Origin of the sequence: Bacillus hominis (genome assembly GCF_018332515.1) — a bacterium.
In the GTDB taxonomy this organism is placed as follows: Bacteria; Bacillota; Bacilli; order Bacillales; family Bacillaceae_G; genus Bacillus_A; species Bacillus_A hominis.
The window spans coordinates 19236-31019 of record NZ_BOQD01000002.1 but is presented as its reverse complement, the minus strand read 5'-3'; the positions used below and the strand labels follow the sequence as shown (position 1 = coordinate 31019).

At 37.0% G+C, this 11784-nt stretch carries 12 protein-coding genes and 4 tRNA genes; all 16 read right to left on the bottom strand.

Annotated elements, in window-relative coordinates; genetic code table 11:
• Nucleotide 1: 1 nt before the first annotated feature.
• A complete protein-coding gene (gene walR / locus KI356_RS00410) occupies nt 2–709 on the bottom strand; it encodes a cell wall metabolism DNA-binding response regulator WalR (RefSeq protein WP_000971867.1) in 708 nt (235 codons plus the stop codon).
• A gap of 283 nt (nt 710–992) precedes the next feature.
• Nucleotides 993–1065: transfer RNA gene (locus KI356_RS00405), tRNA-Phe, on the bottom strand.
• A gap of 41 nt (nt 1066–1106) precedes the next feature.
• Nucleotides 1107–1182, bottom strand: a tRNA-Asp gene (locus KI356_RS00400).
• Nucleotides 1183–1204: 22 nt separating this feature from the next.
• Nucleotides 1205–1276, bottom strand: a tRNA-Glu gene (locus tag KI356_RS00395).
• A gap of 13 nt (nt 1277–1289) precedes the next feature.
• Nucleotides 1290–1365 (bottom strand) — tRNA-Lys (locus KI356_RS00390).
• Nucleotides 1366–1520: 155 nt separating this feature from the next.
• The gene (locus KI356_RS00385; RefSeq protein ID WP_128283079.1) at nt 1521–2810 is read right to left on the bottom strand and encodes an adenylosuccinate synthase; all 1290 of its coding nucleotides are present in this window, start codon (nt 2808–2810) and stop codon (nt 1521–1523) included.
• 215 nt (nt 2811–3025) lie between these two features.
• The gene (gene dnaB, locus KI356_RS00380) at nt 3026–4387 is read right to left on the bottom strand and encodes a replicative DNA helicase (RefSeq protein ID WP_002123579.1); all 1362 of its coding nucleotides are present in this window, start codon (nt 4385–4387) and stop codon (nt 3026–3028) included.
• A gap of 27 nt (nt 4388–4414) precedes the next feature.
• A complete protein-coding gene (gene rplI, locus KI356_RS00375) occupies nt 4415–4861 on the bottom strand; it encodes a 50S ribosomal protein L9 (protein ID WP_002123577.1) in 447 nt (148 codons plus the stop codon).
• Nucleotides 4858–6831: a DHH family phosphoesterase gene (locus KI356_RS00370; protein WP_128283080.1), complete on the bottom strand. Its 1974-nt coding sequence runs from the start codon at nt 6829–6831 to the stop codon at nt 4858–4860. The genes rplI and KI356_RS00370 overlap by 4 nt, the downstream gene beginning before the upstream one ends.
• Before the next feature lie 78 nt (nt 6832–6909).
• Nucleotides 6910–7845 carry a YybS family protein gene (locus tag KI356_RS00365; protein ID WP_128283081.1) on the bottom strand — a complete coding sequence of 312 codons (936 nt, stop codon included), beginning with the start codon at nt 7843–7845 and terminating at the stop codon, nt 6910–6912.
• 80 nt (nt 7846–7925) lie between these two features.
• Nucleotides 7926–8159 (bottom strand): 30S ribosomal protein S18, encoded by a 234-nt coding sequence (gene rpsR / locus KI356_RS00360; protein ID WP_000918874.1) that lies wholly within the window; start codon nt 8157–8159, stop codon nt 7926–7928.
• A 44-nt stretch (nt 8160–8203) separates the two neighbouring features.
• Entirely contained in the window at nt 8204–8728 is a 525-nt protein-coding gene (gene ssb / locus KI356_RS00355; RefSeq protein ID WP_002095075.1) for a single-stranded DNA-binding protein, read from the bottom strand.
• Between the two features lie 26 nt (nt 8729–8754).
• Nucleotides 8755–9045: a 30S ribosomal protein S6 gene (gene rpsF / locus KI356_RS00350; protein ID WP_001233781.1), complete on the bottom strand. Its 291-nt coding sequence runs from the start codon at nt 9043–9045 to the stop codon at nt 8755–8757.
• A gap of 191 nt (nt 9046–9236) precedes the next feature.
• A complete protein-coding gene (gene ychF / locus KI356_RS00345) occupies nt 9237–10337 on the bottom strand; it encodes a redox-regulated ATPase YchF (RefSeq protein ID WP_212934547.1) in 1101 nt (366 codons plus the stop codon).
• Nucleotides 10338–10452: 115 nt separating this feature from the next.
• Complete coding sequence (locus tag KI356_RS00340) at nt 10453–10650, bottom strand: DUF951 domain-containing protein (protein ID WP_000436054.1); 198 nt, start codon at nt 10648–10650, stop codon at nt 10453–10455.
• A gap of 20 nt (nt 10651–10670) precedes the next feature.
• Nucleotides 10671–11528, bottom strand: a complete 858-nt coding sequence (locus KI356_RS00335) for a mechanosensitive ion channel family protein (protein ID WP_212934546.1) — start codon at nt 11526–11528, stop codon at nt 10671–10673.
• Nucleotides 11529–11784: the final 256 nt, after the last annotated feature.

Genomic DNA, 11784 nt, shown 5'->3' with positions numbered 1-11784 from the left:
ACTATTCCTGTTCTGGGTCACGCAAGTAATACCCTACCCCACGTCTAGTTACAATTAAAGTAGGATGACTTGGATTATCTTCAATTTTTTCGCGTAAACGACGTACCGTTACGTCTACTGTACGTACATCTCCAAAATAATCATAACCCCAAACTGTTTGTAATAAATGTTCACGAGTCATAACTTGACCTAAATGCTTCGCTAAATAATGTAGTAATTCAAATTCACGATGTGTAAGCTCAATGCTTTCTTCACGCTTCGTTACACTATAAGCATTCGAATTGATAACGATTGGTCCAATAACCATTTCAGTATTTTCTTCTTTCTCTGCAGCACCACCCTGCTGATGGCGACGTAAATTCGCTTTCACACGAGCAAGTAATTCCCTCGTACTAAATGGCTTCGTTACATAATCATCCGCCCCAAGCTCAAGCCCTAATACTTTATCGATTTCAGAGTCTTTTGCTGTAAGCATAATAATTGGCATTTCTGAGCTTTTACGTATTTCACGACATACCTCTAAACCGTCTTTTCCCGGTAACATAATATCTAATAAAACCATATCTGGCTGTTCTTCATTAGCTTTCTCAATTGCTTCATCACCATCATGCGCCATTACAATTTCAAAACCCTCTTTTTCTAGGTTGAACTTCAAAATGTCCGCAATCGGCTTTTCATCATCAACTACTAAAATTTTCTTTCCCATCATCGTCTATTTCCTCCTCATAAAAATATGGTCAATGATTCTTAAATATATTGATGTTTCTATAGTATATCCCTATATGACAGCAACCTTTATTTAAGTGTTCTCTCCTCTATTCTCATAGACTCATGTATGATCCACCTTTACACGGAATCCTATACGATCTACAGAAAAACCTCTAGCTTCAACTGCTAGAGGCTCCTCATCCTATTGTAAAATAACTACCCACATTTGTAAAACTGCACAAAATAAAAAGGATATTAAGTGGGCCCACTTAATATCCTGAGAGTGGCTCGGGACGGAATCGAACCGCCGACACGAGGATTTTCAGTCCTCTGCTCTACCGACTGAGCTACCGAGCCAAAACTATATATAAAACCACTAATGGTGGTATAAACAAAAGTGGCGGTCCCGACCGGGGTCGAACCGGCGATCTCCTGCGTGACAGGCAGGCATGTTAACCACTACACCACGGGACCAAAAATAAACATAAAAAAAACATGACCCGTACGGGATTCGAACCCGTGTTACCGCCGTGAAAGGGCGGTGTCTTAACCACTTGACCAACGGGCCACGAAAAATAAAATGGTGAGCCATGAAGGATTCGAACCTTCGACCCTCTGATTAAAAGTCAGATGCTCTACCAACTGAGCTAATGGCTCATACTCACCAACGTCATATTTTCGTGACGACAAGATGTATCATAACATGTTATCTTTATTTTTTGCAATACCTTTTTTCATTTTTTTTATAAAAGATAAGAAAAAACTCATGAGAACATGAGTTTTTTCTTAAAAAAGTCAATTTCTTATATCAATTAAGCTTCGTATACGTTACGAACGATATTTGTTTGATTACGATCTGGTCCAACTGAGAACATAGATAATTGGATTCCTGTTAATTCAGAAACACGCTCTACGTATTTTCTTGCATTTTCAGGAAGTTCATCTAATGATTTCACACCAGTAATATCTTCTGTCCAACCTGGAAGCTCTTCGTATACAGGCTCACATTTCGCTAAAATATTTAAGTTTGCTGGAACTTCATCGATAACTTCGCCGTTGCATTTGTAAGCAACACAAATTTTAAGAGTTGAAATACCTGTTAGAACGTCGATAGAGTTTAATGATAAATCTGTTAAACCACTAACGCGACGTGCATGTCTTACAACAACGCTATCGAACCAACCTACACGGCGTGGACGACCAGTTGTTGTTCCATATTCACGACCAACTTCACGAATTTGATGACCAATTTCATCATTAAGTTCAGTAGGGAATGGACCGTCACCAACACGGCTTGTATATGCTTTACATACACCTACAACGCGAGTAACTTTCGCAGGACCAACTCCAGTTCCAACTGTTACACCACCAGCAATCGGGTTAGAAGATGTAACGAACGGGTACGTACCGTGGTCAATATCAAGCATAACACCTTGTGCACCTTCAAATAATACACGGTGATTGTTATCTAGTGCATCATTTAGTACAACAGATGTATCACATACATATTGTGCGATTTGTTGTCCGTATTCGAAGTACTCTTCAAAGATATCTTCTACGCTGAAACCTTCTGTATCGTACATTTTTTCAAATAAACGATTTTTTTCTACTAAGTTGCGCTCAAGCTTCTCTTTAAATGCTTCACGGTCTAAAAGATCAGCCATACGGATACCAATACGAGCAGCTTTATCCATATATGCAGGACCGATACCTTTTTTCGTTGTACCAATCTTATTATCACCTTTACTTGCTTCTTCTAACTCGTCTTGTTTTAAGTGATAAGGTAAAATAACGTGTGCGCGATTACTAACACGTAAATTATCAGTACTTACACCACGATCGTGTAAGTATTTTAATTCTTCAAGTAATGCTTTTGGATCTACTACTAATCCGTTTCCGATTACACAAATTTTCTCTTTATAGAAAATACCAGATGGAATTAAGTGTAATTTATATTTAACTCCGCCGAAAACAATTGTGTGTCCTGCGTTATTTCCACCTTGATATCTTGCAACTACTTCCGCATGCTCAGAAAGAAAGTCAGTAATTTTACCTTTTCCTTCGTCGCCCCATTGTGTTCCTACAACTACTACTGAAGACATTATTAAAGCACCTCCGCAATTTTCAAACGAACTTTTCAAACAATATAATTGTACCAAACCAGAAAGAGAAGTCAACCAAAAAGCGAACATTTTTTTAACGAAAAACGTTTTCGTTCGTAAGAATTACATATTCATCTTATGAAAGCCCTATCTTTCATATAAAAAAAAAGAAACACATCTTATTATAAGAAATGCGTTTCTTTTTTATACTGCCTTTATGCGGGCGGTGCATGTCCATCCTCAAAGCGGCGTTCTAAGTTGACGAATTTATTAAATTCCTTAACAAACGCAAGCTCTACTGAACCTACCGGACCATTACGTTGTTTTGCAATGATAATTTCAATCGTATTTTTATTTTCTGTTTCACGATCATAGTAATCTTCACGATATAAGAAGGCTACAATGTCAGCATCCTGCTCGATACTTCCTGATTCACGAATATCAGACATCATCGGACGTTTATCTTGACGAGATTCTACACCACGAGATAACTGCGACAAGGCGATAACAGGTACTTGCAATTCACGCGCAATCCCTTTTAATGTACGAGAAATCTCAGATACTTCCTGCTGACGGTTTTCTCCTGATTTCCCACTTCCTTGAATAAGCTGTAAATAGTCAATCAAAACCATCCCAAGACCTTGTTCTTGCTTTAATCTACGACATTTCGCTCGAATCTCGTTTACTTTAATCCCTGGTGTATCATCAATATATATACCAGCATTAGAAAGGCTACCCATCGCCATTGTTAATTTCGCCCAATCATCAGAAGTTAATGAACCGGTACGAAGTCTTTGCGCATCAATATTTCCTTCTGCACAAAGCATACGCATAACAAGCTGATCAGAGCCCATCTCCAAACTAAAAATCGCTACATTTTCATCAGTTTTCGTCGCTACGTTTTGTGCGATATTTAATGAAAATGCAGTTTTCCCCACCGACGGACGCGCTGCTACAATGATTAAATCATTTCGCTGAAAACCTGCGGTCATCTTATCTAATTCAGTAAATCCAGTTGGTATCCCGGTAACCTCACCTTTTTGATTATGCAAAAGTTCAATTTTATCATAAGCATCTACAAGAACATCTTTAATGTTTTGGAATGCTTTTGCATTTGTTTGGTGAGATACTTCTAATATTTTTTTCTCAGCCTCATTTAAAAGGCCATCCACATCATCTTCTCGCTCGTATCCATCCGATACAATATGAGTCGCCGTTCGAATTAAACGACGTAAAAGTGCCTTTTCAGCGATGATGCGTGCATAATATTCTACGTTTGCAGCTGTTGGAACAACTTCTGCTAATTCTGCTAGATAAGAAACCCCACCAACTTCTTCTAGTAATCCTTGATCAGCCATCGCTGATGTCATTATTACTAAGTCGATTGGTTCTCCCTTATCAGACAACCCAAGCATGACTTCAAAAATCTTTTGATGTTTCGTTCGATAGAACGAGTCAGGTAGCAACAGCTCTGATGCTGACGTTAATGCATCTTGATCAATCAATATAGCCCCTAAAACCGCCTGCTCTGCTTCTATATTATGCGGAGGGGTACGATCAGCCAGTACATCACTCATGCGCAATCCTCCTTGCTTAATCTATTTTTATTGTTCACTAACATGAACTTTTACTGTTGCTGTTACTTGCGGATGCAATTTCACAGTGACGTTTGTATAACCTAATGCACGGATTGCATCATCCATTTCAAATTTACGTTTATCAAGTTTAATCTTGTGTGACTTTTGCATTACATCTACAATTTGTTTGCTTGTAATAGAACCAAATAAGCGGCCACCTTCTCCAGATTTCGCCTTTACTTCTACAGTTAATTTCTCTAATGTTTCTTTCAGCTCTTTTGCATTCTCAACTTCTGCCGCTGCGTCTTTTTCTTCTTTGCGCTTTTGAGCATCTAAAATTTTCATACTGCTGTTTGTTGCTTCGGCAGCTAACCCTTGTTTTAGTAAGAAATTATTTGCATAACCGTCTGGTACGTTTTTTATTTCTCCTTTTTTACCTTTACCTTTTACGTCTTTTAGAAAAATTACTTTCATGATTGTGTGCCTCCCTGTAAATAGTCATCAATAACAAATCGAAGCTTCTCCTCTGCTTCATCTACTGTAACATTTTTCATTTGTGTGGCTGCATTTGTTAAGTGCCCGCCACCTCCTAAATTCTCCATAATTAGCTGTACATTCAATTCACCTAAAGATCTACCACTAATTCCAATGAAATTTTCTCCACGTTTTGCAATAACAAACGATGCAATGATACCTGTCATTGTCAATAATGTGTCTGCTGATTGCGCAATAAGTACTTGGTGGTAATATTCATCACCATCAACTTTAGCAATCGCAATTCCATTTTTATAAATGTACGCATTTTTAATGGCTTTTGCAACTCGTAAATACTGATCCATATCTTCTTTTAAAAGTTCTTGTACAAGTACAGTGTCTGCACCATGCGAACGTAAATAAGAAGCGGCATCAAATGTGCGAGCGCCTGTACGGAATGTAAAACTTTTCGTATCAACAATAATACCAGCTAACAATGCCGTTGCCTCTAACATTGTCATCTTTAAATTTTTCGGTTGATACTCAAGTAATTCTGTAACAAGCTCTGCCGTTGAAGAAGCGTATGGCTCCATATAAACAAGCAATGGATCTTCAATGAAATCTTCCCCACGGCGATGATGGTCAATAACCACTACATTTTCAATCTTATGTAACAGTTTTTCCTCCATCACCATTGAAGGTTTATGCGTGTCAACAACAACAAGTAATGAATCATCATTTGCAAATTCCATCGCTTGCCCTGGTGAAATAAAATGTGACCATAACTCTTCATTTTGTTTCACTTTATCCATCAAACGTTTGATTCCTTTATCAGAATCATTTTCATCTAATACAATATATCCTTTGCGCTCATTTAATTGAGCTACCTTTAAAATACCAATCGCTGCACCAATCGCATCCATATCAGGAGCTCTATGCCCCATTATAATGACATTACTGCTTTCTAATACTAAATCCTTTAATGCATGCGAAATAACTCTAGCGCGTACACGAGTACGCTTTTCGACCGGATTCGTCTTACCGCCGTAAAACTTAACTTTACCTGTTGCTTGTTTAATAGCTACTTGGTCTCCTCCTCGTCCTAACGCAAGGTCTAAACCAGATTGAGCCATCGCTCCAAGCTCCGATAAAGGTAAATCACCTGAGCCAACACCAACACTTAATGTAAGTGGTATATTCCTTTTTGATGTTTCTTCACGCACTTGATCCAAAATACTAAATTTCCCTTTCTCCATTTGCGCTAAAATACTTTCATTTAGTACAACGAAGAATCTTTCTGAAGATGCACGTTTCAAATATGCACCATACTTAACGGCCCATTCATTTAGACGTGACGTCACAAGACTTGTTATATTCGTACGTAATTGATCATCTAACCCTTGTGTAACTTCATCGTAATTATCTAAATAAATAACAGCTAAAACAGTACGCTGATCCTCATACATTTTTTCAATCTCTGTTTGCTCAGTTACATCAAAAAAATAAATTAGTTTTTCTTCTTTCCTTACAAACACACGGAACTTTCGACTATTTAAAGATACTATATCGTCAGAAGTCTCTCCTTTAATAAAAAGGAGTAATGTTTCTGATACATCGTACAGATGCCATCCAGCTAATGCGTGTTGCCCCAAACATGAAGACAAGTAAGGATTTGCCCAATCAATCCCATACTCCTTATTGTATAACAATATACCGATTGGCATCTGGTTGAATGCTTCGTTACTCACTTTTTTTACCCTAGTAATCATATCTGTCGTATACTTTTCAAAATTCCTTTGAAAGGTAAGTTCAAATCGTATAACTAAAAAGAAAACGATGCTAAAAATAAAAAAGGCGGCTATCCCCATAATTAAGTGAAAATAACAGAGAATCGAGATTAGCACCAACACAAAAAATGCCAATACGTAAACAGGATATAAAAACCACTGTTTCTTATAAAATTCAGGCATGTATACAACTCCTATAAGGTAAAACTAACTCACCTTCCAGTTAGTTAAACAAATTAAAATAGTGTAAGGAATATTATTTTATTCCCCTATTTTAGAACGCAATGAAATCCCTAAATCAATTATACCTAAGATTGTCACAAGAGGAAACAGCATTGGAATAAACATACATACGATAAAACTAATAATAGGAATACCTCTCTTAAAACCTTTTCTGTATGCTAAAAAGGTGATAAACGTTAATCCTTGCAATACGAGCAGCAAAGCAAAGATTACATATAGGTTAGAAAATACCATATGTAAATATGATGTTGGTTCTACTTTTATAAAAGTTGCTAACAAAATAAATATGACGTAATACCAGACAATACTCTTTGGCAATTGTATATCTTTAAATTTAGGCCAAGGTGTAACGTCGTGCTTTAACTTCCTCAAAACACTACCCGATATTAGCACCGTAATCCAAGAAAAACATGCAGAAACTAGCACAAGTATACTCGGAAATAACGTTTGTAATATATCATTCATTTGTGCAAATAACTCTTTTTGTTCTTTACTAACTGGCATACCAGCAGCATTTGCTATCTTTTCACTTTGCGCTATACTTTCACTAAACATATTTTGCATTTGCTTCATTAAATCTATGTCGAAAAATTTTATACTTCCAACATAAATGAGCATTATACCAATTAAATATCCCAGTGTTCCAGCTATCAATATTTCCACTGGTTTTTTCCCTTTTTTATACATATATCCTAATACAACACCTATTAATCCAAACATCACTGTCTTTATGAGACTAATCGGCTGACTCACAATAACTGTAATAAAAAGTGCCGCTACAAAAATCACGAGTATATTAGATAGTTTATGCCTTACTGTTAATAATATAAATGGTAACGGCAACGCAAATATTGCAACTGTACCTAAAATCGGAACATACATAGATATAAGCAATAAAATTGCATATATCGCTAATAACGCTGCACCCTCAGTAATAAATCTCGTATTTTTCATCATCCAACCTCTCTCTCAAAAAAGAAAAGCATAGCAAAATGCACAGTAGAGTCCGACTCTACTGTGCATTTCATACGCTATTATTCACCAACATATGGTAAAAGTGCCATTTGACGAGCACGTTTAATTGCAACTGTAAGTTTGCGTTGGTATTTTGCGCTTGTTCCTGTTACACGACGAGGTAAAATTTTACCACGCTCAGAAACGAAACGTTTTAATAAATCAACATCTTTATAGTCAATGCGAGTGATGCCGTTAGATGTGAAGAAACACACCTTACGACGTTTCGCACGTCCACCTTTGCGTCCTGCCATGTCTATTCCCTCCATTCTTTGTTAAAAATAACCGATTCCCACCATTAAAATGGTAAATCGTCGTCCGAAATGTCAATCGGTTGACCAACATTCGAAAATGGATCGTCATTCTTTGTAAATCCAGAGTTACCAGTGTTACCTGAGTTACCACCCGGATTACCAGATTGACCAAATGGGTTAGAGCTTTGGTTACCGAAACCAGCTCCTGATGGTTGCTGATTGAATGAACCACGTTGCTCCCCACCGCCATTACGCGGCTCTAAAAATTGTACGCTCTCCGCAAGAACTTCTGTTACATATACACGTTTACCGTCTTGTCCATCGTAATTACGAGTTTGAAGACGTCCGTCTACGCCTGCTAAGCTACCTTTTTTCAAATAATTTGCCACGTTTTCTGCTTGTTTACGCCATATTACACAATTAATAAAGTCAGCTTCACGCTCACCTTGTTGATTCGCAAATGCGCGATTCACAGCTAACGTAAAAGTAGCTACTGCAACACCATTGGGCGTGTAACGTAAGTCAGGGTCCTTAGTTAAACGACCAACGAGGATAACACGATTCATCAATCGAACCACTCTCCCTTATATATCAATTATTTTTCTTCTTCTTTAACAACGATATGACGAAGGATATCTTCGTTGATCTTAGCTAAACGGTCGAATTCGTTAATCGCTTCTGCGTTAGAGTTCACGTTTAAGATCATGTAGAAACCTTCACGTAAGTCGTTGATTTCGTAAGCTAAACGACGCTTACCCCACTCTTTCGTGTTAATGATTTCTGCACCATTGTTTGTTAAAACACCTGCAAAACGTTCAACTAAAGCTTTTTGAGCTTCTTCTTCAACGCCAGGACGAATGATGTACATAATTTCGTACTTTCTCATTACACTTTCACCTCCTTTTGGTCTAAACGGCCCATAATGGGCAAGGAGCAATTAATTTATAGTAATTACTCACGAGTTTAGATTATATCATAGTAAGTTATATGAATCAACTCACCTATACGTAAAAAACTTGGCAAACACATAATATATTTGCCAAGTTCATATCTTTATTTTTCCTAGGAAATATTAAATTAAACGTTAAAGCGGAAGTGCATAACATCTCCGTCTTTTACGATATACTCTTTTCCTTCTAAACGTACTTTTCCAGCTTCTTTTGCAGCTGTCATAGAACCGTTTGTCATTAAATCATCATAAGAAACTGTTTCTGCGCGAATAAATCCACGCTCAAAGTCTGTATGAATTACGCCAGCACATTGTGGTGCTTTCATACCTTGTTTAAACGTCCATGCACGCACTTCTTGCACACCTGCTGTGAAGTAAGTAGCAAGTCCTAATAAATCATATGCAGCACGAATTAATTGATCTAAACCAGATTCTTCAATGCCTAGTTCTTCAAGGAATACTTTTTTCTCTTCCTCGTCTAGCTCAGCAATTTCTTCTTCGATTTTTGCACATACAACGATTACTTGAGAATTTTCATTTGCAGCAAATTCTTTTACCATTTTTACGTATTTATTTTCAGAAGGATCGATAATATCGTCCTCACTTACGTTTGCTACGTATAACATTTCTTTCGTTGTAAGTAAATGAAGACCTTTAACAATCTTCATTTGCTCTTCTGTAAATTCAACAGTACGAGCTGGTTTTCCCTCTTCAAAAGCTTCTTTTAAGCGAACTAAAATTTCATGCTCATATACAGCTTCTTTATCTTTTTGTCTTGCTAATTTCGCAACACGCTCGATACGTTTATCAACTGACTCTAAATCCGCTAAGATTAGCTCTAAGTTGATTGTTTCAATATCATCAATTGGATCTACTTTTCCTGAAACGTGCGTAATATTTTCATCTTCAAAACAACGAACAACTTGGCAAATTGCATCTACTTGGCGAATGTGAGATAAGAATTTATTTCCTAAGCCTTCACCTTTACTAGCACCCTTTACGATACCTGCAATATCAGTAAATTCAAATACAGTCGGAACAGTTTTTTTCGGTTCTACTAATTCCGTTAATTTATTTAAACGCTCATCTGGTACTTCTACAATCCCTACGTTTGGATCGATTGTACAGAATGGATAGTTCGCAGATTCTGCTCCTGCTTGTGTAATTGCATTAAATAAAGTGGACTTCCCTACGTTAGGTAATCCAACAATCCCAGCCGTTAATCCCATATTTTTCACTCCTATGTCTCAATCTTTCATCATTATAGATAGTAACGAAAAAAATGACAAGTTTCCACCAAATGAAAAAAAGCAACGGCTGTCTACTGCAGCTGTTGCTTTTTCACTATTCTTCATGCTTCACAAGTATTTTTTTTACCTTACGATCAAACTCTCTTCGAGGAATCATTACCGAATGGTCACATCCCTCGCACTTAACGCGGATATCCATTCCCATACGAATAATCTTCCAGCGATTTTCACCACATGGATGGGCTTTCTTCATTTCCACAACATCGTACAAGTTATATTGCTTTTGCTCCATTCTCCAAGTCCCTCCCACTATTAAATTGCTTTTTCACTAACTAATTCTTCACGACTATATAAAACCATACGTGGGTATGGAATTTCAATCCCATGTAAATCAAGACGATTTTTAATCTCTTTGCGAAGAGCCCTCGCAATAACCGCATGCTGCATCGGCTCAACCTCAGCAATAACACGTAATACAACTTCAGACGCTGCCAATGTTTGAATACCTAGTAATTGAGGTGTTGTTACCATCTTCTCATATTTTTCTGGTAATTCCACTAATAAATCTTCAATAACTTGCTCCGCTCGTACTATATCGCTTTCATAAGAAATAGATACATCAACAAATGCTACACTATTACTAACGGAAAAGTTCGTTACTTGGATAATACTACCATTTGGTAGTATGTGAATTTCACCCGTCCAGCTTTTCATCTTCGTTGTACGTAGTCCTATTTCCAAAACTGCTCCTTCAAATTGACCTATTCTTACATAATCACCTACTGAAAATTGATCCTCTAACAAAATAAATAATCCTGTAATAACGTCTTTAACTAAACTTTGTGCACCAAAACCGACTGCTAAACCAATTACCCCAGCACCGGCTAATAGACCTGACGCATTAATATCAAACACACCTAAAATCGCAATTAACATAATGAACATAACAACGTATGCCACAATATTTTCAAGCAACTTCGCTACCGTAACTGTACGACGTTCTGAAATTTGAATCGGCGAACGACTTCCCATACGAAACGCATTTCGTACAATTGCCCTTGCAACTCGCACAACGATTGCACCAAGTATTAAAATAACGACTATTTTTAGTGATTTCACACCTATATTCGTCCAATCAATGGACTCAAACCATTTCAACGCTAAATCCATGTCCCTCTACCTCTCCAGCTAAAATTTCTTTTTAGTTATCCTTATTATTGTATCAGAACTCTCTCTGATTTCTGAAAAAAATTTATGACTTTAATTCCATTTGTTAACTTCCATTCAGGTATAAAATGCAACGAATATATATATACTAGTACTATTATTTCCGTTTTCATTCACAGTTTGCAAAAGGTATGCACTTATAATTTTCCATTTCACACACCATATAACATATTGTGAAAATTTATTAAAAGGATGGGTG